Source organism: Rhodopseudomonas palustris (assembly GCF_013415845.1).
In the GTDB taxonomy this organism is placed as follows: domain Bacteria; phylum Pseudomonadota; class Alphaproteobacteria; order Rhizobiales; family Xanthobacteraceae; genus Rhodopseudomonas; species Rhodopseudomonas palustris_F.
In genome coordinates, this window is the sequence record NZ_CP058907.1 from 435,088 (window position 1) to 458,835 (window position 23,748).

A 23,748-nucleotide genomic window follows, 5' to 3' on the forward strand; every position below is an offset into this window, starting at 1 on the left:
AATCTGTCCCAAACCCGGCCGATTACCTAAGTCATGGAAAAACAACAAGAACCAGTGCACGACGCGCGCCGCGCCGCGATCCTGCAGGCGGCCTTCGATGTTTTCGTCGAAAAGGGGTTCGAGGCGGCGACCACCGCCGAGATCGTCCGCCGGGCCAGGACCTCGAAGCGGACGCTGTACGAGTTCTTCGCCAGCAAGCAGGAGATCCTGACGGCCCTGATCCGCTATGGCGCCACCAAGATGCAGCCATCGCCGGAGCTCCCCGAGCCACAAAACCGGCAGCAGTTTCTCGTCGTGCTGGAGCAGTTCGGCCGGATCTTCCTTAGCGAGCTCCTGCATCCCGAGCGGACCGCGATGTATCGGCTCGCGATCGCCGAGGCGGCGCGCGGCGGTGGTTCGGTCGCAGGAGAGCTGGAAGCCAGCGGTCGGGCGCCGGTGACGCAAGCCGCGACCCGGTTCTTCGAGCAGGCTGCTGCTCGCGGCATCATTCGCCGCGAGCAGGTCGCGACGCTGATCAGCGTGTTCTTTTCGGTGCTGATCGGCATCACGCCGCTGCAGGTGCTGCTCGGTGAGCCGCCGATCAGCGCGGATGCGATTGCGCAGCGGGCAGCGCTGGCGACGCAGGTGATGGCGCGGATGATCGAGCCGGCCTGAGGCCGTTCGGCAGCGTTGTTACGCCTCGTCCTCCAGCCCGCGCTGCATCGCTGCGCGCGCGGCTTCGCGGTGTTCGGGCGTGATGTTGCTGGCGACCATCCGCAGTGCGGTGGCGAGGATCGCGGCGTCGTCGGTGAAGCCAAGCACCGGCAGAATGTCGGGCAGGAAATCGAACGGCAAGATGAAGTAAGCGATCGCGCCGAGCAGCGCGATCTGGACGTGCCGCGGCGTCTGCCGGTCGAACGCGCAGTAATACGCCGCGAGAATGTCTTCGACGAACGGCAGCCGGACCGCAACGCTCTTGATCTTGCGCCAGAACCGCCGGCGCACCTGTTCAGGATCCTGCGCCAAGCGGTCGGCAGGTTCGAACCCCACGCTGTGATCAGTCGTCATTGAAGTACTCCAGCGGCCGCGAACCCGTTTTGGCGGTCCCTCCGAATCTGGTGATCGGTCCGCGTCCTCGCAAGGCGGCGCGTCATCGCGCGCCGCAGCGTTCCGCGATCGCGTCCATCGCCTTCGCCAGCTTCACATCGCGTTCTGTGACGCCGCCGGCGTCGTGCGTCGTCAGCACAACGTCGACCGTCCTGTAAACGTTGCGCCATTCCGGATGATGGTCGGCCCTCTCGGCGGCGAGCGCGACGCGCGTCATAAAGCCGAATGCCTCGCTGAAATCCTTGAATTGATAGCTGCGGCCGATTGCCTCGCGCTCCTCGAGTTCCTGCCAGCCGGGGAGTTCTCGAAGAGCCGCCTGCCGTTCCGACGCCGATAATCGATTCATACCGCTCTCCTCTGCTGCTGGCCGGCGATCGCGGCCGCCGTGCCGCCACCATAATGCAGCCAAACCAGTCAGCTAGCGAGGCAGCAGGAGCCGGAACTTCGTCCGCTCCGGGAACTCCAACCGGGAAGGTTTCGGATCGCGGATGAGCAGCAGGCAGCGATTGTCACGGTTGGCGGATGGTTCCGACACCATGGAGGCCATGCTGCAGCCATCCCTTCGTTCGCCCTGGCGACGAATGCTGCTGATCATCCTGGCAACTACCCTGTCGCTGATCGGGATCGCCAGCGCCGGTTATTACTTCGCGATGCGGCCGGTCACCCTGAAGATCGCGGTCGGGCCGCAGGCCGGTGACGATTACAAACTAATTCAGGCGCTGACCCAAGTGTTCGCGCGCGAGCGGAATACCGTTCGGCTGCGGCCGGTGGTGACCGATGGTCCGGCCGCCAGCGCACTGGCGCTGAAGTCCGGTGCCGTCGACCTCGCAGTGATCCGCGGCGACCTGCCGGTCCCGAAGCAGGCGCAGTCGGTGGCCGTTCTGCATAAGAATGTCGCGGTGCTGTGGGCGCCCGCCAGCCAACAGCCGAAAGGCAAACGCAAAGGCAGCAAGACGGCGGGCATTGCCGGCATCACCGATTTGACCGGCAAGCGCGTCGGCGTCGTTGGCCGCACCGAAGCGAACGCCGGTCTGCTCACCGTGATCCTGCAGCAATACGGCGTCGATCCGTCGAAAGTGCAGACCCTTTCGGTGCCGGTGGCCGAAGTCGCCGACGCGGTCCGCACCGGCAAGGTCGATGCGCTGCTGGCCGCCGGGCCGCTCAACAGCAAGATCATCGGCGATGCGGTGGCGGCGACAGCTCATACCGGGCGCGAGCCGGTGTTTCTGTCGATCGAATCTTCCGAAGCGCTGGCCGCCAATCATCCGTCCTACGAGGCGGCGTCGATCCCCGCAGGGGCGTTCGGCGGCGCGCCGGCGCGGCCGGACAACGAGGTCAAGACGGTCAGCTTCTCGCACTACATCGTGGCGCGTGAGGGCGCTTCCGACACCACGATCGCCACCTTCACCGAGCAATTGTTCACCGCCCGCCAGATCGTGATTGGCGAAGTGCCGCTCGCCGCCAAGATCGAAACGCCCGACACCGACAAGGACGCGGTGATCCCGGTGCAGCCGGGCGCCGCCGCCTATGTGGACGGCGAAGAAAAGAGCTTCCTCGACCGCTACAGCGATCTGATCTGGTTTTCGCTGATGGGACTGTCGTTGATGGGCTCGGCCGGTGCCTGGTTCGCCAGCTTCCTGCGCAAGGACGAGCGCACCAGCACGGCGTCACAGCGCGAACGGCTGCTCGACATGCTGGCCACCGCGCGGCGCTGCTCTTCCGCCGAGGAACTCGACACGATGCAGACCGAGGCGGACGCGATCCTGCGCGATACTCTGACGGCTTACGAGAACGGCGCGATCGACAGCGCGGCGCTGACCGCGTTCAGCATCGCACTGGAGCAGTTCCACAACGCCGTCACCGACCGCAAACTGCTGCTCGCCGATGTGTCGCCGCTGCCGCCGCTGCGTGGCGTAAGGCCGCAGGCGGTGTAGAGCTCAACGCACGAGCCGCCGCCAACCGATCACCACGCCGCTGACCGAGATCACTAGGCCGGCGAGGGACAGCACGATCACCACCAGGTCCCATGCCGGCCGGTAGGCCAGCAGCACCGGGAAGTCGAAGCTGTGTGGCGCGTTGAACAGCCAGCGATAGCTACGCGCGCTGTTATCGCTGCGTCCGAGCAGTTCACCGGTCGCGGGATCGAGGTGAAACCACGTCGAGGCCGGGTCGTCGAACCCGACCCGCAGCACCGGCAGCACGCGCTGGCGATGGTGCCGGTACCAATAGGCGTCGTACCGTTCGAGCCGCTGGCGCAGCACCATCGTGGCGTCCGGGAGTAACCGGGTCGCCGCCGCGATGATCGTTTTCTCCGGCAGCCGTTTGGCGGTGCCGTCGTCGGGATCGGCGACAGTCTGCCGGCCGTCGCGGTGTCCCAGCAGGATCAGCGGCGTGCCGCCGATCCAGGTGAAGCGGGCTTCGACGACACCCGGCAGGAGCGTGGTTGGAAGTTTGGCTGCGATTGTCGGAGCATCGTGGCCAGCATAGCGCTGCAGCATGTCGCGGCTCTCGCCGCGACGGGCGAAGGTCTCGCCCGGATTCATCGACAGCCAGCCGGAGAACATCCAGGTCAGCACGACTACGCCGCCGATCAGGCCGGTGATGTGGTGCCAGGCCATCCAGCCGCGATACGGCGTGATCCGGCCCGACGCATAGCGCCGCCGCAGGCCGGCGCGGAGCAGTCCGATCCAGATGCCGCTCGCCGCGACCATCATCAGTACGCCCGAGACCCACAGCACCACCTGCCGCCACAGCGGCCCGTCCTGGCGCAGCACCGTGAAGTAGATCCAGTGCGGGATCGCGCCGAGCCAATTCCAGATCCGCTCTTGCCGCGTAGTGTCGAGCACGATCTCGCCGCCGCGGGACGCGACATAGAGCTCAGTGCCGGCGGTGTCGCCGAGCCCGATCAGGTACAGCGGCCTGAACGAATCGTAGCGCGAGGTCACGCTCCATTGGTTGCGATCGACCGTCTCGATCAGCTGCGGCGCGGCGGCGGCCGGATGATGCCGCGCGATCCCCAGCGCCTGATCGGCGCTGACCTGATCGATCTTGCGGCCATCGATCGCCGACACCGTGGTACGCTGACCCCGCCAGTCGAGCAGCCGGTAAACCGGCTCGGTATCGAGCATCACCAGCCGGAGGTCGCGCGGATAGTGCGTCACGCCGGCCGCCTGCATCGCCTGGTCGGGTGACAATGCTACGTGCTGCCAGGCGAGGTCGGGTAACGCCGCCCAGCGTTCTTCTTTGTCGTAATGCGGAAACGCGACGTACATCATCACCACGCCGGAGATGAACCACATCGCGAACAGCAGACACCCGGCGATGCCGAGCCAGCGGTGGCCGAGATACAGCCACCGCTTCGCGCGCCTGACGACGCTGGACATCGCCTTAGAACTTCACGTTGTAGGACAGTTCCGCCGTGCGCGGCATGCCGAGCTGCCACATGGTCGTGTTGCCCGATGTCGTGTAGACGGTGTCGAACAAATTGTAGACTCGGAGTGCCAGCGTCTGCCGGGTGTCCGGCTTCCACATCAGCCCGGCATTGACGACGTTATAGGCCGGTCGCACCAGCGTGTTGGCGTCGTCGGCCCAGGTGTCGCCGACGAGCTGTATGCCGGCATTGGCCGACCAGCCCGGCGCGAACGCCCAGGTCGCCCAGATGTTGCTGACGATCTGCGGCACGTTGTTGGGGACGTTGCCGGCGTAGTTCACCGCGCGGCCGCCGACTACCTGGGTGAAGTCGTCGTATTTGGCCCGCAGCCAGGCGACGTTGGCATCGAGCCGGATGGTGTCGGTGACCTTGAGGCCGGCCGAGGCTTCGATGCCGCGCGACGATTGCTGGCCGATCTGCAGTGGGTTGGTGTTGGCGGGGTTCTGTGGATCGCGCGCCAGCAGGTTGTTCTTGACGATGTGATATGCCGCAAGCGTCCATTCGGCGCGGCCGCCGGCGAGCTGCTGCTTGATGCCGACCTCCACCTGCTTGCCGGTCGACAGCGAGAAGTCGCGGTTCACGCCCGTCATGGTGATCAGGTTGGTGACCGGATCGACCGCGGTCGAATACTGGCCGTAGAGCGAGAGGTTCTCGATCGGATTGTACACCGCTCCGACCCGCCAGCTCGGCGCCGAGTAGGTCTTCTCGAAACTATTCGAAGGCGAGAGGAAGTCGGTGCGCTGCACGGTCGGATTATCGGAACGGATACCGCCGATCAGCGAGAGCTGGTCGGTCAGGCTGAGCCGGTTCTCGGCGAACACGCCATATTGTGTCGTCAGCGTATGGAAGCTCGGCCGCGTCGGGCTCACCGGCAGGAAATAGCCAGGATCGAAATTGTACGTGGGCACCGAGGATGTGCCAGCGTAGGGCGAGTTGTTGGTATGGGTGAAAGCGATGCGGTTGACGTCGAAGCCGGCTACGAATTCGTTGGCGAGGCCGAAGACATGGCCCTTGAAAGTGGTGTCGAAGCGGTTGCCGATCTGCTCCTGGTCGTGAAAGATCTCGATGTAGGAGCTGCGGCCGATGTTGCCGCGGAGCGGATTGTAGGCGTAGCTCTCGACGTCCTTCCAGTGCCGGTGCGTGCTAAGATAGTAGGTGACGTTCTTCACCGATACGCCTTCGGCAACGTCCCACTCGGTCTTGAGCTGGGTCCAGTTGTCGCGATAGCGAATCGAGGCATCGCCGACATTGTAGTTCTGGAAGCGTAGCGCCTCGTCGAGCCGGCCGTTCACCAAAGGCGTGCCGAAATAGCGCGACGGGCTGCGATCGGCGTAGTCTTCACTCAGCGTGAAGGCGAGGTTGTCGGCGGCCTGCACCCGTACCGAGCCCGATACCGCGACGTTCGAGTTCTTGTCACGGTCGACCCAGCCGTCCGACATGTTGCCGATCGCGGCGAGCCGGTAGCTGACATTGGGATTGATCGGCCCGCCAGAGTCGACGGCGAGACGACGGCTCATGTTGGTGTCGAGCGAGATCTCGGCTTCGTTGCGTGCCACGTCGAGCGGCTTCTTCGAGATCACGTTGATGGCGCCGCCGATCGCGCCTTCGCCGTACATCACCGAGGCCGGGCCGCGCAGCACTTCGATGCTCTGGGCCGTCCAGGTATCGAATGGGAACGTCATGGTGCCCGAGCCGACATACAGCCGGGTGCCGTCGTAGAGCGACATCACCGTGCCGTTGCCGGTGAAGCCGCGCGTGGTGAAGGCGAGGCCGCCATTTCCCGGCCGCGGGCTCGCAGTGAAGCCGGTGGCGTTCTGCGTCACCGCGTCGATGACGTTGTGCTGGCCGCGCTCGGCGATGGTCTCGGCGCGAATCACTTCCACGCTGGCCGGCGTTTGCAGCGGCGTCAGGCCGAGGCGGCTGCCGGTCGAGGACGGGGTGCCGAGGTTGAAGGTAGGGGCGGTCGCCGCGGTCGTCGTCGGCTGAGTAGGCGCGGGGGCGGGCGTCGCGACGGGACGCGCAGCGGCCCGGCGCTGGCGCGACGATCCGGCATTGGCCGTCGCGCGCGGCTTGGCGGCACGCACGGTCTGGCCCTCGACCACGATCGGGTCGAGACCGCGCGGATTGGCCGAGGCGGTTTGCGCAAGGCCGTCAACCGGCCAGAGCAGAGGGACGAGGGCGACAGAGGACAGCAGGCGACGATTGCGCCCGAGAGGCAGAACGGCGGGAGTCATTTTCTTGGCTCGCGGCTAACGTGGCACGTCACCGCGAAACAGGTCTGCCGCAGCCTTCTTGTGGGCTACGGTTCGACTCGCACCAGGACACCCCGCCCGATGTGCTCGCGTGTGACCACGACTGACGGCAGGTCTCCTGGCTCGCGGGTCGTTGCCGTTCACCGCCTTCCCAGGACGAAAGCCCAGTGGCGTGTGGCGAATGGCTCGCCGCTTACAGTTGCGGGGGCAGCCGCGGAATAGAGACCGAAAGCCCGCACCGCGTTCCCTATTGATCCCTTTCGGGAACCGTCGCTGGTCACGGTATTGGACATACGGCAGCGGTGTCAACGAACCGACCGGAAAAAATCCAGTCAGTCCAAGGGGCAGTGGCTGCACTATCAAATTACCCATCCAGCGACAGTAGACGTAATGTTATAACATTACGTCATCAGGTCAAGCATTCTGAACGTGGAACTAGGAGGCGCGGGCCTCGACCGGAGCGATCGGTTGCCGAAGCAGCTCTGTCCATCCGCAACCGTCATTGTTATTTCGCGATTTCTGCGTATATTGCGTCGCAACGCGTGCTGGTGCCCGGTCCTATTCGGCCGGGCCTGTTTTTTGCGATTTCAGATTGCGATTGCCCGGCGCGTTTCAGACATAGGCTGGCTTCGGCGCGCCCTTCGGCGCATCCCGCGGTGTGCCTATGATCTCGCTGATCAGGCAACGCCCGCAGGACCGACAGAAGAGCCATGACCCTCCGTAACATCGCCATTATCGCCCACGTCGACCACGGCAAGACCACTCTTGTCGACAAACTGCTGCAGCAGTCCGGCACCTATCGCGACAACCAGCGCCAGGTCGAACGGGCGATGGACTCCAACGATCTCGAACGCGAGCGTGGCATCACCATTCTGGCGAAGTGTACTTCGGTGGTCTGGGGCGACACCCACATCAACATCGTCGACACGCCCGGCCACGCCGACTTCGGCGGCGAAGTCGAGCGTATCCTGTCGATGGTCGATGGCGTGATCGTGCTGGTCGACGCTGCCGAGGGCCCGATGCCGCAGACCAAGTTCGTGGTCGGCAAGGCGCTGAAGCTCGGCCTCAAGCCGATCGTCGCAATCAACAAGGTCGACCGCTCCGACGCCCGCGTCACCGAAGTGGTCAACGAGGTGTTTGACCTGTTCGCCGCGCTCGACGCGACCGACGAGCAGCTCGACTTCCCGATCCTGTACGGCTCCGGCAAGAACGGCTGGATGTCGGACAAGCCGGACGGCGATCCGAGCGAAGGCATGAAGCCGCTGTTCGAGCTGGTGCTCAAGCACGTTCATCCGCCGGTGGTGGAAGAAGGTCCGTTCCGCCTGCTCGGCACCATCCTCGAAGCCAATCCCTATCTCGGCCGCATCATCACCGGCCGCATCGCGTCGGGCTCGGTGAAGCCGAACCAGGCCGTCAAGGTGCTGTCGCGCGACGGCAAGCTGGTCGAGCAGGGCCGCATCAGCAAGATCCTCGCCTTCCGCGGCCTCGAGCGCGTGCCGCTCGATATCGCCGAAGCCGGTGACATCGTGGCGATCGCCGGCCTGACCAAGGGGACCGTCGCCGACACCTTCTGCGATCCGGCGGTCGATACCCCGATCCAGGCCCAGGCGATCGATCCGCCGACCGTGTCGATGTCGTTCATCGTCAACAACTCGCCGCTTGCCGGCACCGAAGGCGACAAGGTCACCAGCCGCCTGATCCGCGACCGCCTGCTCCGCGAGGCCGAGGGCAACGTCGCGCTGCGCGTGGTCGAATCCGCCGACAAGGACGCGATGGAAGTGTCGGGTCGCGGCGAATTGCAGCTCGCGATCCTGATCGAGAACATGCGCCGTGAAGGTTTCGAACTCAGCGTGTCGCGTCCGCGCGTCGTGCTGACCCGCGACGAGAACGGCCAGCTGCTCGAGCCGGTCGAGGAAGTCGTGATCGACGTCGACGAGGAATTCTCCGGCGTCGTCGTGCAGAAGATGAGCGAACGCAAGGCCGAGATGATCGAGATGCGGCCCTCGGGCGGCAATCGTCTGCGGCTGGTGTTCTACGCGCCGACCCGCGGCCTGATCGGCTACCAGGGCGAACTGATGACCGATACCAAGGGTACGGCCATCATGAACCGGCTGTTCCACAACTACCTGCCGTATCGCGGCGAGATCCAGGGCCGCCGCAACGGCGTGCTGATCTCCAACGATCAGGGCGAGGCTGTGGCTTATGCGATGTTCAAGCTGGAAGACCGCGGCCCGATGATGATCGAGCCGGGCTGGAAGGTCTACAAGGGCATGATCGTCGGTGAGCACACCCGCGACAACGACCTCGAGATCAACGTCCTCAAGGGCAAGCAGCTCACCAACATCCGCACCACCTCGAAGGACGAGGCGGTGCGTCTGACGCCGCCGATCCGGATGACGCTGGAAAAGGCGCTGGCCTATATCGAAGACGACGAGCTGGTCGAGATCACGCCGAAGTCGATCCGGCTGCGCAAGCGCCTGCTCGACCCCAACGAGCGCAAGCGCGCCGAGAAAAGCAAGCAGGCGGTCGCCTGATCGTCTGTCTGATACTCTGACTTTCCGATGCCCGGCCTTCGTGCCGGGCATCGTCGTCTCAAGGCCCCCCTGACATCGAACCGCCGTCAGCCCCGTGATAGGATCGCGCATGCCGTCATCCAGCTTTCCGCCCTCGGTCGACATCGCGATCATCGGCGCCGGCGCGTCCGGCCTCGGCGCGGCGCGGACGCTGGAAGGGACGGGCCTGTCGGTGATCGTGCTGGAAGCGCGGAACCGGATCGGCGGCCGAGCCTGGACCCGGATGGTGACGCCGGAGATCGCATTCGACGTCGGCTGCGGCTGGCTACATTCGGCCGACGAGAACTCATTCGTCGGCATCGCCAAGCAGCTTGGCATTGGCATCGACAAGACGCATCCACCGTGGGGCGAGGCGAGCTTCGGCGATGTGTTTCCCAAGCGCGACCGCGCGGCCTTCGGCAAAGCACTCGACGCGTTCTACGAGCGGGTCTGGCGCGCGGCGAAACACAAGACCGATGTGGTTGCAACGACGCTACTCGAGCCTGGCAACCGCTGGAATCCGATGATCGATGCGGTCTCGACCTACGTCAACGGCGCCGAGCTCGATCGCATCTCGGTGCACGATCTCGAATCCTATCGCGACACCGGCATCAACTGGCGGGTTCGCGAAGGCTACGGCACGCTGATCGCGGCTTACGGCGCGCCTTGCCCCGTGGCGCTGAACTGTGTGGTCGAACTGATCGATCACTCCGAGCGGCGGATCAAAATCAACACCTCGCTCGGTACGCTCAGCGCCAGCCAGGTCATCATCACGGTGCCGACCAATCTGATTGCCGACGAGGCGATCCGGTTCGCGCCGGCGCTGCCGGGCAAGGTCGAGGCCGCGCGCCATTTGCCGCTCGGCGTCGACGACAAGGTGATGCTGAAGCTCTCCGACTCGAATGGTTTTCCTGCCGACGGCAATCTGCGTGCCGCCACGATGCGGAGCGCGATGGGGACGTATCACCTGCGCCCGTTCGGCCATGATTGTATCGAAGGCTTTTTCGGCGGCCGCTACGCGCGCGAGCTGGAGGACGCCGGCGAGGGGGCTTTCGCCGCGCAGGCGATCGACGAGATCGCCGATCTGCTCGGCAACGACATCCGCCGCAAGCTGTCGCCGCTGGCGGAATCGCGCTGGGCCCACGACCCGTTCGCGCGCGGCGCCTATTCGCATGCGCTTCCCGGCCATGCCGGTGCCCGAGCCGTGCTGGCGGCGCTGGTCGATGGCCGGCTGTTCTTCGCCGGAGAGGCGACCTCGCCGCAGTTCTTTTCGACCGCGCATGGCGCGCGTGATTCGGGCGAGCGTGCAGCGCGACAAGCGATCGATTGTCGCAGCGGCCCAGGTTTCGCGGCGAACTAACTTCCACCCCAAGTGTCGCGATTGCCGCAAATCGGCGCGGAAATACGCAAGTCGTCCGGTCAGTTGTCCGATTCCGGCACAGTGCGGGCGTGGTCTGGTGCAGAAAATCCACACGTTAACCGATAATTAACGTTGGAGCTTGAAGCCGGCCCCGCGACTTGCTTTGATCACCGTCATGAGCACGACCCTGATCGAGGTACGAGCGGCAAGGGCAGCGGATGCGCCCGCGGTCGCGGCCACCCATGACGAAGCCTGGCGTTCCGCGTATCAGGGCATCATCCCGGGTGCGGAGCTGGAAAAGCTGATCAACCGCCGCGGTCCGACCTGGTGGGACTCGGCGATCCGCAAGGGCAGCCGAATCAGCGTGCTGTGCTTCGGCGACAAGATTGCCGGCTACGCCAATTACGGTCGTAACCGCGCCCGCAGCCTGCAGTTCGAAGGCGAGATCTACGAGCTCTATCTGCGTCCCGAGTTCCAGGGGCTGGGCTTCGGTCGCCGGCTGTTCGCCGCCGCTCGGCGCGATCTGGTGCAGAGCGGCCTAAAGAGCATGGTGATCTGGGCGCTGTCGGATAACGAGCCGGCGACCGAATTCTATCGCGCGCTCGGCGGCCGGATGGTTGCCCGCTCGTCGGAGCGGTTCGGGCCGAAGTCGCTCGACAAGGTTGCGTTTGCCTGGAGCAATTGAGCTTTTTGCGCTGGCGGACGCCGCGAGCGCAGGCTATTCGGGTGGTTCCTGAAATCAAATCAGTCTGGAGCTCTTGATGCGCATCGACGCAATCCCCGTCGGCGTGAACCCTCCGTATGACGTCAACGTCATCATCGAGGTGCCGGTCGGCGGTGAGCCGATCAAGTACGAAATGGATAAGGCTGCCGGTACCTTGGTGGTCGATCGGTTTCTCTATACCGCGATGCATTATCCGGGGAATTACGGCTTCATCCCCCACACCCTGTCGGACGACGGCGACCCTTGCGACGTGCTGGTCGCCAACACCCGCGGCATCGTGCCGGGCGCGGTGATGAGCGTGCGGCCGGTCGGCGTGTTGTACATGAGCGACGAAGCGGGCCACGACGAGAAGATCATCGCGGTACCGTCGTCGAAGCTCACCCAGCGCTACGATCGCATCAAGACCTACTCGGACCTGCCGGAGATCACGCTGGCTCAGTTCCAGCACTTCTTCGAGCACTACAAGGACCTCGAGCCCGGCAAGTGGGTCAAGGTGGTGCGTTGGGGCGGCGCCGACGAAGCCCATAAGCTGATCCTCGAAGGCCTCGACCGGGCCAAGAAGGCCAAGGGCTAAGCGGCCGGACGAAGCGCCGGCGAACAGGAGTTCTGATGCGCCGGCTGCTTCGATGGATTCGTAACCTGGTCGCGATCGCCTTGCTGGCGGTCGCGGTCCTGGCCGGTGTGCTGGCCTACAACACGTTCCGGCACGGCTCGCGGCAGATCACAGTCGCCGCGGTGCCGCCGATCGCGATTGACGAGCAGGGCGCCGCTGAGCGGTTGTCGCAGTCGATCCGCTTCCAGACCATCTCCAATTTCCTCAATCCCGAGCAGGACGCCGAGGCGCTGCGCGGTTTGCGCGCGCACATCCAGTCCAGCTTCCCGGCGTTCCACGCCGCGGCGAAGCGAGAAATCGTCGGCGGTCATAGCCTGCTCTACACCTGGGAAGGCAGCGACCCGCAGGCCAAGCCGATCGGGCTATTGGCGCATCAGGACGTGGTGCCGATCGCCCCCAAGACCGAGCAGGACTGGCAGCAGCCGCCGTTCAGCGGTGCGATCGAAGGTGGCTACGTCTGGGGCCGCGGCTCGTGGGACGACAAGGGCAACCTCTACGCCATGCTGGAGGCCGCCGAGCTGATGGCCAAGCAGGGCTTCAGGCCCAAGCGCACCATCTATTTCGCGTTCGGCCATGACGAGGAAGTCTCCGGCCTGCGCGGGGCCGCCAAGATCGCCGAGCTCCTGGCCTCGCGGAACGTCCGGCTCGATTTCGTGCTCGACGAGGGGCTGCTGATCACCGACGGGGTGATGAAGGGCCTCGACAAGCCCGCCGCGCTGATCGGCGTCTCCGAGAAGGGCTACGCCACGCTGGTGTTGACGGCCCGCGGCACCCCGGGCCACTCGTCGATGCCGCCGCGCGACACCACGATCGGGATGCTGGCCGCCGCGTTGACGCATCTCGAAGACAACCGGCTGCCGATGCGGATCCGCGGCTCGGTGGCCGAGATGTTCGACACCCTGGCGCCCGAGATGAGCGGTTTCAGCCGGGTCGCGCTGTCCAATCTGTGGCTGTTCCGGCCACTGTTGCTGCGGGAGTTCGCCAAGAGCGGCACCACGGCGGCGATGGTGCAGACGACGACGGCGCTCACCGTGTTCAACGCCGGTGACAAGGACAACGTGCTGCCCGGCGTGGCCGAGGCCAGCGTCAATTTCCGCCTGCTGCCGGGCGACACCCAGACGAGCGTCACCGATCACGTCCGCAGCGTGGTCGCCAACGACCGAATCGGTATCCAGGGGTTCGACGGCAATTTCGATCCGCCGCCGGTGACCGGGACGAGCAGCGTGTCCTATCAGGCGCTGAATCGCACCATCCGCGAGGTGTTTCCGGATGTCGTGGTCGCTCCCGGCCTGATGATCGCCGCGACCGACTCAAGGCATTATGCGCAGGTCGCCGACAACATCTTCCGGTTCTCGCCGGTGCGCGCCACGCCCGAGGACCTCAAGCGCTTCCACGGCACCAACGAGCGCATCAGCATCAAGAACTACGCGGATATGATCCGGTTCTATGTCCGACTGATGCAGTCGACGGCGGGCTGAAGTACGGCGCCTCCGGTCACCGCACCGTCCGTGACATAACGCGTCGCGTCATTGCCGGGCTCGACCCGGCAATCCATCATCTCGATGAAACGCTTCTTTCGCGCGCTCGCGCGCGCGATGGATACGCGGGTCAAGCCTGCGTATGACGAATGTGGAGGAAGCAGCGTAAGCCGCCAAGTCGCGCCCGCTTACACCGCCGGCTTAGGTAGGCCGTGGATTGCGCAGGCGGCACGGACGGTGTTGACCAGCAGGCACGCCACCGTCATCAGGCCGACGCCGCCGGGCACCGGGGTGATGGCGCCGGCAACCTCCTTGGCCTCGGCGAAGGCGACGTCGCCGAGCAGCTTGTCCTTGCCGCCGTCCTTGCCCGGCGTGCGGTTGATGCCGACGTCGATCACGGTGGCGCCCGGCTTGATCCAGTCGCCCTTCACCATCTCGGCCTTCCCGACCGCCGCGAACACCAGATCGGCCTGGCGGCACAGCGCCGGCAGGTCGCGGGTGCGCGAATGCGCGATCGTCACCGTGGCGTTCTCGTTCAGCAGCAATTGCACCAGCGGCTTGCCGACCAGATTGGAGCGGCCGATCACCAGCGCGTTCATGCCCTCGAGCGAAGCGTGCACAGTCTTGGCCATGATGATGCTGCCGAGCGGCGTGCACGGCGTCAGCGCGAACAGGCCGGAGGCCAGCCGGCCGGCATTGGTCGGGTTGAGGCCGTCGACATCCTTGGCAGGATCGATCGCGTCGATCACCGCGTTGCTGTCGAGCCCCTTCGGCAGCGGCAATTGCACCAGAATGCCGTGCACGGCCGGATCGGCATTGAGCGTTGCGATCAACGCCATCACCTCGGCCTGCGGCACGTCGGCGGGCAGCCGGTGCTCGAACGAGGCCATGCCGGCCTCCTGGGTCTGCTTGTGCTTGGAGCGGACATAGACCTCGGAAGCCGGGTCGTTGCCGACCAGCACCACCGCCAGGCCCGGCGTGATGCCGTGGTCGGTCTTCAGCCGCGTGACCTCGGCGGCGACGCGGGCGCGCACCTCGGCCGAGATGGTTTTTCCGTCGATGATCCGGGCGGTCATGTCGTCCTCTTTGACTGGTCCAGCCGATGCGTCCGCATCGAAATGACAACGCCTCCCCGGACGGAGAGGCGAACGGTGGATCGCCCTCGCGGGCCTCCCGGGTTGTTCATTCGGCGGGCTTGGCCGCCACCAGGCGGCGCAACGCCTCGCCGAGCTGTTTTGGATCGCCGTCGATCGCGATCTGTTTTTGCCGCGATGTCGCGCCGGACAGCAGCCTGACATTGCGTTTCGGCACCCCGACCGCTTTCGCCAGCAGCTCGGTCACCGCCCGGTTGGCCTCGCCGCCGTCGGCGATCGCCCGGACCCGCACTTTGACCACCGGCCGACCGTCGGACAGCGTCTCCAGCCCGTCGATGTCATCGCGGCCGCCGCGCGGGGTGACCCGCACCGCCACCGCAACGCCCTGAGCCGAATACCGCCAAGCTTCCGCCATGCCGGCGCTCGCCTTTTCGGCGCGGTTAGAACACCGCTGGGTAGATGTAATAGGTGATCACCCGCTGCAGGAACATGATCAGAAGGATCAGGATGATCGGCGAGATGTCGAGACCGCCGAGCGAGGGCAGCAGATTGCGGATCGGCGCCAGCAGCGGCTCGGTGATTCGGTACAGAAACTCGGACACCGCGCCGACGAACTGGTTACGCGTGTTCACCACGTTGAAGGCGATCAGCCAGGACAGGATCGCGGACGCGATCAGCAGCCAGATGTAGAGATCGAGGATGATGAGAACGATGTCGAGAATGGCGCGCATGGCGGGGGAAAACTCGCGGTTTCGGTCGCGGAAAGCTCGAGCCGTAGATATCGGTTCACCCCCGTCCAAACAAGGGAACTCGGCGGCAATAAAGCCGCGGCCGGCCGATTTCGATCCGCCCTGTCGTCCTTGACTTGGTCGCGACCTGCACTGTAAATGGCGGCGTTCGCTGGCGGTACGACATGTGCCGCCTGCGCAAGGGGCCATAGCTCAGCTGGGAGAGCGCATCGTTCGCAATGATGAGGTCGGCGGTTCGATCCCGCCTGGCTCCACCAACTTTCCGAAACAGAGTCGGGAAGTTGGCGACCTTCGCGGCACGATCCCAGCAATCTGTTTTTCCGAAATCGAGAACGACGACCCGGTCTCCCTTTTGGTAAGGACCGTGAATCTGCTTGTCCGAGCGACATCGCCGGCCGCCAGTCGCCGCGCGCCTTGGCGGCCGAGCGCCCTGTTCGAGACGCCCGGCCTGAGCCTGACGATCACACGCTGCTGAATCGCGGCGGGCGCTTTTCGACGAAGCTGGCGACGCCCTCCTTGAAGTCGGCGCTGGCGAGCGAGATCGCCATCTCGCGATTGGCCTCGATCGTCGCTTCCGCCAGGGTCTGGAACGGCACGTCGTAGAGCTGGCGCTTGATCACCCGCATCGAGGCCGGCGCGACGTTGTCGGCGAGGTCGTGGGCGTAGGCATAGGTCTGCTCGCGGAGCTGATCGGCCGAATACAGCCGGTTGACCAGCCCCATCCGCAGCGCCTCATCGGCCGCGACCCGGCGGGCGGACAGCAGCAGGTCGAGCGCGTTGGCGTGGCCGACGATCTGCGGCAGCATCCAGGAGATGCCGTGCTCGGCGATCAGGCCGCGGCGCGCAAAGGCGGTGGTGAACACCGCAGAGTCGACGGCGAAGCGAACGTCGCAATACAGCGCGTGCACCAGACCGATGCCCGCCGTGGCGCCGTTGAGCATGCCGATGATCGGCTTGGGAATCGACGGATAGAACGCGTAGCGCGTCTGCCAATCGGGGCGACGATTCATGTCGAACGGCGGCAGGTCGGTGGCACGGCGCACGTCGGACGGATCGATCGTCTGCAGTACCTGCATGTCGGCGCCGGCACAGAAGCCGCGGCCGGCGCCGGTCAGCACGATGACGCGCACCTCGCTGTCCGCGGCCGCCTGCTGCATGGCCGTTCGTACCTCGCGCTCCATCACCGGCGTCCACGCATTCATGCGGTCCGGCCGGTTCAGCGTGATAGTCGCGATTCTGTCGGCGACCTCATAGAGGATGTCCTGATAGCTCAACGGCGTTTCTCCTTTTGTTGATTGTTGTTGGGCGCACGGAGTTCGTCCGTGCTTGTCTCCGCCCGCCGTGGGCGACAGATCTCAGGTGCGGCGCGTGCCTTTGGGCCGGGCCAGATAGTCCTGGGTTTCGGGGCGATGCTGCAGCCAGCCGCTCCATTTGCGGAAGACCTTCGCCATCCGCTCGGGCGCGACGCCGAGCTGCGCCATTGCCACGCCGCCATTGACCGACTCGCGATACTCCGCGATCAGCTCGCCGCGCAGGACGAATCGGCTCATGCCGTCGATCACCACGCGCTGGCCTCTGAAATCGGGAACGGTGGAGGTGAAGCTCGACAACGACCAAGCGTAGCCGAGGTCGCCGTTGCAGACCGGGTCGAACATCTCCCAGCGATAATCGGCGGCGTCGCGATGAAACAGATCCTGCATCATCGTGGCGATCTCGGCGCGGCCGATGTGCGGGCCGTAGATGTAGTCGTGATACGTCGCGTCTTCGGTGAAATGGCCGGCGAACCGTGCGCCGTCGCCGGATTCCGCCGCGCGGGTCAGGCTCTCCAGCAGCCGCGCGAACTCCTCGCTCGTCATGCTCACTCCCTTGCTGCCCCGGTCATGGCTGCCGAAGCTTGGCAAAGAGCTTAGCAATCGCCGCGGTCGCGAGGGAAGCGCATTTGCGGCGGGGAGCCCGGCGTTATTCCGCGGCCTCACGCAACGCGGCGACCGGTTCGCCGAGCGGCGTGCGCGACAGCCAGTGATCGAGGAAGTGTTCGAGCCAGATTCGTTCGGCGAGATCGTGCACGGCGCGATCGGCAAAATGCTCGCGCCGTGGTCGCGCGCCGGGAAGCGAAAGCCGGTCGTGTCCCTTGGTGGTCCAGCGATGCATCATCGCCGAGGTGACGTCAGGATGGAATTGAAAGCCGTAGGCCGTATCGCTGCGGATCGCCTGCACCGGGAAGTCGCCGCCTTCCGCCAACAGATCCGCGCCGGCCGGCAGCTCGAAGCCTTCGACGTGCCAGTGATACACTTGGCGCGGCCAGTGCGCGCACATCGCGCGGCCGGCGGCGGTGGGACGGATGTCGTAGTAGCCGACCTCAGCGCGGCCGTGCTGATGCGGCGCGACGCGGGCGCCGAGCTGCTTGGCCAGCATCTGTGCGCCCAGGCAGATGCCGAGAAATGGCCGCCGTTCCTTCATCGGCACCGCGATCCAATCGATCTCGCGGCGGATGTAATCGTCCGGATCGTTGGCGCTCATCGGACCGCCGAAGATCACCGCGCCGGCGTGATCGTCGAGCGAATGCGGCAGGGGATCGCCGAACCGCGGCCGACGAATGTCCAGCGGATGGCCGAGCGCGCGCAGCGCGTTGCCGACTCGGCCGGGTGTCGAGGTTTCCTGGTGCAGCACGATCAGCACCGGCCTGGGATCATTGGTCTTCGCAGGTTGCAGCGCGGGCGAAGCCACCCGGCCGCAATCAGTCAGTCGAACAAGCATGGGAGGGTCAGTCCAGAGCCGCGCCGAACAGGATTGCCGCACCGCCGGTCAGAATGTCCGGCGGAAGATGACAAATCCTTAAAGCAAGCCCCGGGCCAGAATATGTCCCGGCGTCCCGCGTCAGCGGCGGCGCAACTGGAAGCCGCTGACGGCGGCGGCGATGAAGCCGCGCGGGAAGAACCGCAGCAGGAACGGCACGATCTTCACGCCGAGGCCGGGCAGCACGATCCGCTTGTTGTTCATCAGTCCCTGATAGGCCTGACGTGCGACCTCGGCGGGGGTGACGTTGAGCACGGCGCTGTCGAAACCCGGCTCGAAACCGGCGCGGTTCTGGAACTCGGTCTGCACCGGGCCGGGGCACAGCGCGGTGACGCGCACGCCCTTCGGCCCGAGCTCCTGATGCATCGCCTCGCTGAACGACAGCACATAGGCCTTGGACGCGTAGTACACCGCCATGCCGGGGCCGGGCAGGAAGCCGGCGATCGACGCGACATTGAGGATGCCGCCGCGAAGCCGTGCGATGCTGTCGGCAAACCGCAGCGTCAGATCGGTGAGCGCCCTGTTATTGACGTCGATGATACCAAGCTGGCTTTCACGATCGAGCTCCATCGCCCGGCCGAATAGTCCGTATCCGGCGTTGTTGACGAGGTACTCGACCTCGACGCCGGCAGCGGCAAGCGCCGCGATGATCTGCTCGGCCGCGTCGGGCTTACCGAGATCGCACGCGATTACGATCGGTTCCGGCCCGCCCTTGGCGCGGATCTCAGCCGCCAGCGATTCGAGCCGGTCGCCACGCCGCGCCACCAGGGCCACCCGATGAGCATTGTCTGCAAAAATTCGCGCCAGTTCGACACCGATCCCGGCCGATGCGCCTGTAATCAACGTTACACGTTCAGTCACGACAGGAAACTCATGTTTCAAAATGGGCCGAACGGCCTCCGGGGAACAGCTATGGCCTTATGCGGGAAGCAAGCAGCGTGCAAGGGCCCATGCGGCTCGCAGGACTGAAACTCACGCTGACGCGGTGAGGTGTGTGACACAGGTACGGGTTCCCGTTACCCGAGGTTTCACCGCATTGCTGGTTAGTTGGCGGGATCGACCTCGGCGACACTCCCCATCGTCGTACCGCCCTGGGCGGCACCGGGCGCAACGGGAGCTGCGGCAGCTACCTTCTGGCGCAGGGTGACGCGGTCGCGGGTCGAGACCGCCAACAGATCGGCTGCGCGCCACACCACGTTCTCTTCAAACTCCGTGACGGTGCCGTCAGCGTACACCAGCTCCCACATCATTTCGACGATCCGGAGCCGGCCCTGCTCATTCACCGAACGCATGATCACGCTCGTGAAATGATAAAGGTCAACGGCCTCGCCTTCGACCAGTGTCGCCGAGGCGATCAGCCGGGTGGCGGTTGCGGCATCGAGACCGAAGCGCTGTTCGAGCAATGAATGCAGCTTTTGCTTTTCGACTTCCGACGGATCGCCGTCGATCGAAATCACATGGATCAGCAGCGCCGTGGCGGCGAGGCGGTAGCCGCCGTCATCGAGCGTCAGCTCGTCCGGGGCGCTCGGGGCGACGACATCGGTGATGAATTGGCGCAGTTTATCCAGCATCGTCTCTCGTCTTTCGATGGGGGCGACGGCTCGTCGCTCTATGGCGTGGAAAGGGAACGCCCGCAATCCTGCCCCGGTTCCGGGGAGTTCCATGACGGTTTGGCAATGCGCGAGCTTCAAGGTGACGCGGGCTCAGCGTGGCGTCAGCCGGAACAGTGGCGACCGATCGGGCTGGGTGGTGACGATCCCGATCGGGATCACCGGCTCGGTGTCGATCAGCTCGATCCGGAACGTGCCGACGATTTTCGCCAGGGCCAGCGTCGCTTCGACCAGGGCGAAGTGCGCCCCGATGCAGACCCGCGGGCCGACGCCGAACGGCAGGTAGGCGAATCGGTCCGGTGAGGGGGCGCCCGGCAGAAAGCGCTCCGGTACGAACGCGTTCGGCTCGCTCCAGAGCTTGTCGTGCCGGTGCAGCAGCCATGGCGCGATCAGCATCACGTCGTGCTTGCGGACGGCGAAGCCGGCGACCTGGTCGGGCCCCGCTGCTTCCCGCACGATCAGGAACGCGGGCGGATACAGCCGCAGCGTCTCGTCGAGCACCGCACGGGTGAATGGCAGCCGCTCGATCTCGGTCCCACCGAGGCCGACCCGGCGAACTTCATTGGCCAACCGCTCCTGGGCGTCGGGATCCAGCGCCAGCAGGTACAGCGCCCAGAACAGCGCCGTAGCGGTTGTCTCGTGCCCGGCCAGGATCATGGTGGCGACCTGATCGCCGAGCTGCGCGTCGGTGAATGCTTCGCCGGTTTCCGGGTCGCGGGCCGCCAGCATCAGTTCGAACAGGTCGCGCGGCGGAGCGCCTTCGGCCTTGCCGGCCGCGCGCCGCGCAGCGATCAGTTCGCCGATGAATCGGGTCCAGCGCCGGCGAAACAGCGCGCGCGAAACATCCTGTGGCGTTGGCCAGCCGAGCGGCAGCAGCAGATCGAGAAATCGCGGGCTCGCCAGCCGGGTGCCGTAGTCGATCACAAAGCCGCGCAGCGCCTGGCCGTGCGTCCCCATCTCGAACGAGAACATCGTCCGCCCGGCGATCTCCAGCGCCAGATGCTGCATGGTTTCGCGCAAGTCCAGGGGGATGCCGGTCTTGCGACGCAGCCCCTCGACAACCTCGTCCGTCGCCGACGCCATATGCGGCACCAGCGTTGCGACGGCCCGCGGGGTGAATGCCGGCGCCAGCGTCCGGCGCTGATGCTTCCAGGCGCGGCCTTCGGCCAGCAGAAGTCCCTCGCCGAGCATCGGCCGCAGCACGCGAATTCCGGTGGCGGTACGGCGATAGTTGTCAGTGTTATCGACCAGCACGTGCCGGATCGCGTCCGGCGTGTTGAGGATGTAGCTGGAATGGGCGAAGAACCGGCCCCTGACGACATCGTCCTGGTAGGCGCGGTCGCCCCAGCTCGCGATCGCATTGTGGCGGATCGCCGCGAGCCGGCCGAGCGCCGAGAGATTCTCCGGCGCACGCGGGGGCGTCGGCGGGATCAGCGGTGCACGGGATGCCGGGCGGTCGTCGATTGCGGCGATGCTCACCTCGAACCCACTCCCTCGTCGTTGTCCAACGAAGGTAGTGTGGGAAACGGGCAGGGAGAAGGCGCCGACGGAACCCACGCGCGAGGCGTTAGGCCGCAGCAGACCGCTTGGAAACGGAGATCAGAGCATCCCGGGCAGGACGCGATCCGGCGGCTTATGATTATCCAGGAAGGTGCGGATGTTGATGATCACCTTCTCGCCCATCTCGACACGGCCCTCGATCGTGGCCGAGCCCATGTGCGGCAGCAGCACCACCTTGCCGTGCTTGGCGAGCCGGACCAGCTTCGGATTGACCGCGGGCTCGTGCTCGTAAACGTCGAGGCCGGCGCCGGCGATGTCGCCGGCTTCGATCAGCTTGGTCAGGGTTTCTTCGTCGATCACCTCGCCGCGCGCGGTGTTGACGATGAAGGCGTCCTTGCGGACCAGTTTCAGACGCCGCGCTGACAACAAATGGAACGTTGCCGGGGTGTGCGGACAGTTCACCGAGATGATGTCCATCCGCGCCAGCATCTGGTCGAGCGAATCCCAGTAGGTCGCCCCGAGTTCGTCGGCGATCCGCGGCGCGACCGGCTTGCGGTTGTGATAGTGGATCTGCAGCCCGAAGGCGCGGGCGCGGCGCGCCACCGCCTGGCCGATCCGGCCCATGCCGATGATGCCGAGCCGCTTGCCGCCGAGCCTGCGGCCGAGCATCCAGGTCGGTGACCAGCCGGGCCATTCGCCGCCATCGGTCAACAGCGCAGCACCCTCGATCATCCGCCGCGGCACCGCGAGGATGAGCGCCATGGTCATGTCGGCGGTGTCTTCGGTCAGAACTTTGGGGGTGTTGGTGACGGTGATGCCGCGCGCATGCGCTGCGGCCACGTCGAGATTGTCGATGCCGTTGCCGAAATGCGCGATCAGCCGCAGCTTGCAGTCGGGCTGGTTGACCATCGCGGCGGTGATCTCGTCGGTCACCGTTGGTACCAGGACGTCGGCGGTGCGGGCGGCTTCGGCGAGCTGCTCGGCGGTCATCGGGACATCGTCGAGATTCAGCCGGGCGTCGAACAGCTCACGCATCCGGGTTTCGATCGAGTCCGGAAGCTTGCGGGTGACGACGACCAGAGGCTTTTTCTTAACCGACATTCCAACGCTCTCTGACGAGCTTAACGAGATCGTTTAGTCCCCGTTAACTCAGCTGTTCGACACTCCCGCAGCAGCGTGACCACAGGGGCCGGTCCCGACCATAAGGTCCCTTCCGTTCCTTGGGTTACCGGATGCCTTCCGGCCTTCTCTAGCAGAAGACCGCGCCAAGACAAGGACCCCTGGGTTTCGCCGGAGACGGCCGCGCCGCAAATCCCGCGACGAAGAGGCGTGTCGATGACGATGAAATACCTGATGGCGGTAACGGCGTTCGCAGGTGCGATGATTTGCGCCGCGACCTTCGCGCACGCCGGCAAGGAGTCACCATTGTCGGCGAGCGGACTGCCGGTGCCGCGATACGTCAGTCTTAAGTCTGATCACGTCAATGTCCGGGTCGGGCCGACCAAGGACAACGACGTCGCCTGGGTCTACACCCGCGCCGGCCTGCCGGTCGAAGTCACGGCCGAGTTCGAGAACTGGCGCCGGGTTCGGGACTCCGAGGGCGCCGAGGGGTGGGTATATCACTCGCTCCTGTCCGGTCGCCGCACCGCGGTCGTCACCATGAAGGACAAAGACGGCTTGGCGCCGCTGTATGAGAACGCCAGCTCCGGCAGCGCCGTGGTGGCCCGGCTGCAGGCCGGCGTGGTGGCCCAGGTCAAGCGCTGCGACATGAAATGGTGCCGGATCGTCGGGAGTGGCTTCGACGGCTGGATCGAGAAGCTGCAGCTGTGGGGCGTTTACGCCGACGAGCAGGTCAACTGATTGCCCCCGCGGCCGATGCGTGAGGCCGGCAAGGGCGCGCAAAAAAGCCCGAGGGCATGCTGCGCTCGGGCCAGAACCATCACCAAGAATAACTCGAAAGACGGCGCTCAGCCCTTCTTTCGCAGACGCACGACGACGTCCACCCGGGCGATCTCGTAGCCCTCGGGAACATCCGGGGTCGCCTTGAGTTCGAGCTCGGCATTCGGAATGTCGATCAGCTCGTGGTTGTTTTCGAGGTAGAAGTGCTGGTGCGCCGACACGTTGGTGTCGAAATAGGTCTTAGTGCCGTCGACACTGACCTGGCGCAGCAGACCGACGTCGGTCAGCTGGTTCAGGGTATTGTACACGGTCGCCAGCGACACCGGGACCTTGGCCTGACTGGCCTCTTCGTACAGCATTTCAGCGGTGAGATGCCGGTCGCCCTTGCCGAACAGCAGCCAACCGAGCGCCATGCGCTGCCGGGTCGGACGCAGGCCGACCGACTGCAGCATCTCGTTCACATCATGCCACGGGCAGCCGTTCAGCCGAGGCTCCGCATGCGAGTGTGCCTCGTGCACCGGTTCCTCTTGCAAAAATGCCACTCGTTCACCGATGTCCACTTCCGCAACCCCTAATGCGCACCTGCCAGAAACCCGACCGTTTGA

General features: G+C 65.4%; 22 protein-coding genes, 1 tRNA gene, 1 pseudogene and 1 riboswitch. Of the genes and pseudogenes, 9 read left to right on the top strand and 15 right to left on the bottom strand.

Annotated features, from left to right (window positions below; translation table 11 throughout):
• The first annotated feature begins 33 nt into the window (after positions 1–33).
• Positions 34–654, top strand: coding sequence for a TetR/AcrR family transcriptional regulator (locus HZF03_RS02040; protein ID WP_119017585.1), 621 nt, complete (start codon positions 34–36; stop codon positions 652–654).
• A gap of 18 nt (positions 655–672) precedes the next feature.
• Here the strand turns inward: HZF03_RS02040 and HZF03_RS02045 are convergent, their stop codons facing one another.
• Together HZF03_RS02045 and HZF03_RS02050 are read right to left on the bottom strand one after the other, a co-directional pair.
• Positions 673–1,047 (bottom strand): YkvA family protein, encoded by a 375-nt coding sequence (locus HZF03_RS02045; protein ID WP_012494129.1) that lies wholly within the window; start codon positions 1,045–1,047, stop codon positions 673–675.
• An 82-nt stretch (positions 1,048–1,129) separates the two neighbouring features.
• Positions 1,130–1,432, bottom strand: coding sequence for a 4a-hydroxytetrahydrobiopterin dehydratase (locus tag HZF03_RS02050; RefSeq protein ID WP_119017584.1), 303 nt, complete (start codon positions 1,430–1,432; stop codon positions 1,130–1,132).
• Positions 1,433–1,631: 199 nt separating this feature from the next.
• On the opposite strand from HZF03_RS02050, the gene HZF03_RS02055 reads away from it, so the two are divergent.
• Positions 1,632–3,020, top strand: a complete 1,389-nt coding sequence (locus HZF03_RS02055; RefSeq protein WP_234832176.1) for a TAXI family TRAP transporter solute-binding subunit — start codon at positions 1,632–1,634, stop codon at positions 3,018–3,020.
• A 3-nt stretch (positions 3,021–3,023) separates the two neighbouring features.
• Here the strand turns inward: HZF03_RS02055 and HZF03_RS02060 are convergent, their stop codons facing one another.
• Together HZF03_RS02060 and HZF03_RS02065 are read right to left on the bottom strand one after the other, a co-directional pair.
• A complete protein-coding gene (locus HZF03_RS02060; RefSeq protein ID WP_119017582.1) occupies positions 3,024–4,469 on the bottom strand; it encodes a PepSY domain-containing protein in 1,446 nt (481 codons plus the stop codon).
• Positions 4,470–4,473: 4 nt separating this feature from the next.
• Positions 4,474–6,750 (bottom strand): TonB-dependent receptor, encoded by a 2,277-nt coding sequence (locus HZF03_RS02065; RefSeq protein WP_119017581.1) that lies wholly within the window; start codon positions 6,748–6,750, stop codon positions 4,474–4,476.
• Positions 6,751–6,859: 109 nt separating this feature from the next.
• Positions 6,860–7,055, bottom strand: a riboswitch (cobalamin riboswitch).
• Between the two features lie 423 nt (positions 7,056–7,478).
• On the opposite strand from HZF03_RS02065, the gene typA reads away from it, so the two are divergent.
• The 5 genes and pseudogenes from typA to HZF03_RS02090 all read left to right on the top strand — a co-directional run.
• A complete protein-coding gene (gene typA, locus HZF03_RS02070; protein ID WP_011155976.1) occupies positions 7,479–9,302 on the top strand; it encodes a translational GTPase TypA in 1,824 nt (607 codons plus the stop codon).
• Between the two features lie 109 nt (positions 9,303–9,411).
• Positions 9,412–10,680 carry a flavin monoamine oxidase family protein gene (locus HZF03_RS02075; RefSeq protein WP_119017580.1) on the top strand — a complete coding sequence of 423 codons (1,269 nt, stop codon included), beginning with the start codon at positions 9,412–9,414 and terminating at the stop codon, positions 10,678–10,680.
• Between the two features lie 175 nt (positions 10,681–10,855).
• Positions 10,856–11,365 carry a GNAT family N-acetyltransferase gene (locus HZF03_RS02080; RefSeq protein WP_107357360.1) on the top strand — a complete coding sequence of 170 codons (510 nt, stop codon included), beginning with the start codon at positions 10,856–10,858 and terminating at the stop codon, positions 11,363–11,365.
• Positions 11,366–11,441: 76 nt separating this feature from the next.
• Complete coding sequence (gene ppa / locus HZF03_RS02085; RefSeq protein WP_011155979.1) at positions 11,442–11,978, top strand: inorganic diphosphatase; 537 nt, start codon at positions 11,442–11,444, stop codon at positions 11,976–11,978.
• Between the two features lie 29 nt (positions 11,979–12,007).
• Positions 12,008–13,495 (top strand): annotated as a pseudogene (locus HZF03_RS02090) (M20 family peptidase); the annotation flags it as partial.
• 188 nt (positions 13,496–13,683) lie between these two features.
• Here the strand turns inward: HZF03_RS02090 and folD are convergent.
• The 3 genes from folD to HZF03_RS02105 form a co-directional block, all read right to left on the bottom strand.
• Positions 13,684–14,571 carry a bifunctional methylenetetrahydrofolate dehydrogenase/methenyltetrahydrofolate cyclohydrolase FolD gene (gene folD, locus HZF03_RS02095; protein WP_119017578.1) on the bottom strand — a complete coding sequence of 296 codons (888 nt, stop codon included), beginning with the start codon at positions 14,569–14,571 and terminating at the stop codon, positions 13,684–13,686.
• Between the two features lie 106 nt (positions 14,572–14,677).
• Positions 14,678–15,004 carry a DUF167 domain-containing protein gene (locus HZF03_RS02100; RefSeq protein ID WP_012494136.1) on the bottom strand — a complete coding sequence of 109 codons (327 nt, stop codon included), beginning with the start codon at positions 15,002–15,004 and terminating at the stop codon, positions 14,678–14,680.
• A 25-nt stretch (positions 15,005–15,029) separates the two neighbouring features.
• Complete coding sequence (locus tag HZF03_RS02105) at positions 15,030–15,320, bottom strand: YggT family protein (protein ID WP_012494137.1); 291 nt, start codon at positions 15,318–15,320, stop codon at positions 15,030–15,032.
• Between the two features lie 199 nt (positions 15,321–15,519).
• On the opposite strand from HZF03_RS02105, the gene HZF03_RS02110 reads away from it, so the two are divergent.
• A tRNA-Ala gene (locus tag HZF03_RS02110) sits at positions 15,520–15,595 on the top strand.
• Positions 15,596–15,799: 204 nt separating this feature from the next.
• Here the strand turns inward: HZF03_RS02110 and HZF03_RS02115 are convergent.
• From HZF03_RS02115 to HZF03_RS02145, 7 genes are all read right to left on the bottom strand, one after another.
• A complete protein-coding gene (locus HZF03_RS02115; RefSeq protein WP_119017577.1) occupies positions 15,800–16,612 on the bottom strand; it encodes an enoyl-CoA hydratase in 813 nt (270 codons plus the stop codon).
• A gap of 81 nt (positions 16,613–16,693) precedes the next feature.
• On the bottom strand, positions 16,694–17,194 hold the full coding sequence (locus tag HZF03_RS02120) for a nuclear transport factor 2 family protein (RefSeq protein ID WP_119017576.1): 501 nt from the start codon (positions 17,192–17,194) through the stop codon (positions 16,694–16,696).
• Between the two features lie 103 nt (positions 17,195–17,297).
• Positions 17,298–18,095, bottom strand: a complete 798-nt coding sequence (locus HZF03_RS02125) for a glutamine amidotransferase (RefSeq protein WP_119017575.1) — start codon at positions 18,093–18,095, stop codon at positions 17,298–17,300.
• Positions 18,096–18,215: 120 nt separating this feature from the next.
• Complete coding sequence (locus HZF03_RS02130; RefSeq protein WP_011155987.1) at positions 18,216–18,995, bottom strand: SDR family NAD(P)-dependent oxidoreductase; 780 nt, start codon at positions 18,993–18,995, stop codon at positions 18,216–18,218.
• A 182-nt stretch (positions 18,996–19,177) separates the two neighbouring features.
• A complete protein-coding gene (locus HZF03_RS02135; RefSeq protein WP_042440712.1) occupies positions 19,178–19,705 on the bottom strand; it encodes a tellurite resistance TerB family protein in 528 nt (175 codons plus the stop codon).
• Between the two features lie 132 nt (positions 19,706–19,837).
• Positions 19,838–21,223 carry a cytochrome P450 gene (locus HZF03_RS02140; protein WP_119017574.1) on the bottom strand — a complete coding sequence of 462 codons (1,386 nt, stop codon included), beginning with the start codon at positions 21,221–21,223 and terminating at the stop codon, positions 19,838–19,840.
• Between the two features lie 120 nt (positions 21,224–21,343).
• Positions 21,344–22,345, bottom strand: coding sequence for a 2-hydroxyacid dehydrogenase (locus tag HZF03_RS02145; RefSeq protein WP_011155990.1), 1,002 nt, complete (start codon positions 22,343–22,345; stop codon positions 21,344–21,346).
• A gap of 252 nt (positions 22,346–22,597) precedes the next feature.
• Between HZF03_RS02145 and HZF03_RS02150 the strand changes: the two genes are divergently transcribed.
• Positions 22,598–23,104, top strand: coding sequence for an SH3 domain-containing protein (locus tag HZF03_RS02150; RefSeq protein WP_234819424.1), 507 nt, complete (start codon positions 22,598–22,600; stop codon positions 23,102–23,104).
• A 107-nt stretch (positions 23,105–23,211) separates the two neighbouring features.
• Here the strand turns inward: HZF03_RS02150 and irrA are convergent, their stop codons facing one another.
• A complete protein-coding gene (gene irrA, locus HZF03_RS02155; RefSeq protein WP_012494143.1) occupies positions 23,212–23,661 on the bottom strand; it encodes an iron response transcriptional regulator IrrA in 450 nt (149 codons plus the stop codon).
• Positions 23,662–23,748 lie beyond the last annotated feature (87 nt).

Bases quoted from the DNA above. Each gene is read 5' to 3' on its own strand.
- typA (WP_011155976.1), top strand. From the start codon at position 7,479: ATGACCCTCCGTAACATCGCCATTATCGCCCACGTCGACCACGGCAAG.
- HZF03_RS02120 (WP_119017576.1), bottom strand. From the start codon at position 17,194: ATGACGAGCGAGGAGTTCGCGCGGCTGCTGGAGAGCCTGACCCGCGCG.
- HZF03_RS02135 (WP_042440712.1), bottom strand. From the start codon at position 19,705: ATGCTGGATAAACTGCGCCAATTCATCACCGATGTCGTCGCCCCGAGC.
- HZF03_RS02075 (WP_119017580.1), top strand. From the start codon at position 9,412: ATGCCGTCATCCAGCTTTCCGCCCTCGGTCGACATCGCGATCATCGGC.
- HZF03_RS02125 (WP_119017575.1), bottom strand. From the start codon at position 18,095: ATGCTTGTTCGACTGACTGATTGCGGCCGGGTGGCTTCGCCCGCGCTG.
- HZF03_RS02145 (WP_011155990.1), bottom strand. From the start codon at position 22,345: ATGTCGGTTAAGAAAAAGCCTCTGGTCGTCGTCACCCGCAAGCTTCCG.
- HZF03_RS02045 (WP_012494129.1), bottom strand. From the start codon at position 1,047: ATGACGACTGATCACAGCGTGGGGTTCGAACCTGCCGACCGCTTGGCG.
- HZF03_RS02050 (WP_119017584.1), bottom strand. From the start codon at position 1,432: ATGAATCGATTATCGGCGTCGGAACGGCAGGCGGCTCTTCGAGAACTC.
- ppa (WP_011155979.1), top strand. From the start codon at position 11,442: ATGCGCATCGACGCAATCCCCGTCGGCGTGAACCCTCCGTATGACGTC.
- HZF03_RS02055 (WP_234832176.1), top strand. From the start codon at position 1,632: ATGCTGCAGCCATCCCTTCGTTCGCCCTGGCGACGAATGCTGCTGATC.
- folD (WP_119017578.1), bottom strand. From the start codon at position 14,571: ATGACCGCCCGGATCATCGACGGAAAAACCATCTCGGCCGAGGTGCGC.
- HZF03_RS02040 (WP_119017585.1), top strand. From the start codon at position 34: ATGGAAAAACAACAAGAACCAGTGCACGACGCGCGCCGCGCCGCGATC.
- HZF03_RS02060 (WP_119017582.1), bottom strand. From the start codon at position 4,469: ATGTCCAGCGTCGTCAGGCGCGCGAAGCGGTGGCTGTATCTCGGCCAC.
- HZF03_RS02100 (WP_012494136.1), bottom strand. From the start codon at position 15,004: ATGGCGGAAGCTTGGCGGTATTCGGCTCAGGGCGTTGCGGTGGCGGTG.
- HZF03_RS02105 (WP_012494137.1), bottom strand. From the start codon at position 15,320: ATGCGCGCCATTCTCGACATCGTTCTCATCATCCTCGATCTCTACATC.
- HZF03_RS02150 (WP_234819424.1), top strand. From the start codon at position 22,598: ATGGCGGTAACGGCGTTCGCAGGTGCGATGATTTGCGCCGCGACCTTC.
- HZF03_RS02065 (WP_119017581.1), bottom strand. From the start codon at position 6,750: ATGACTCCCGCCGTTCTGCCTCTCGGGCGCAATCGTCGCCTGCTGTCC.
- HZF03_RS02080 (WP_107357360.1), top strand. From the start codon at position 10,856: ATGAGCACGACCCTGATCGAGGTACGAGCGGCAAGGGCAGCGGATGCG.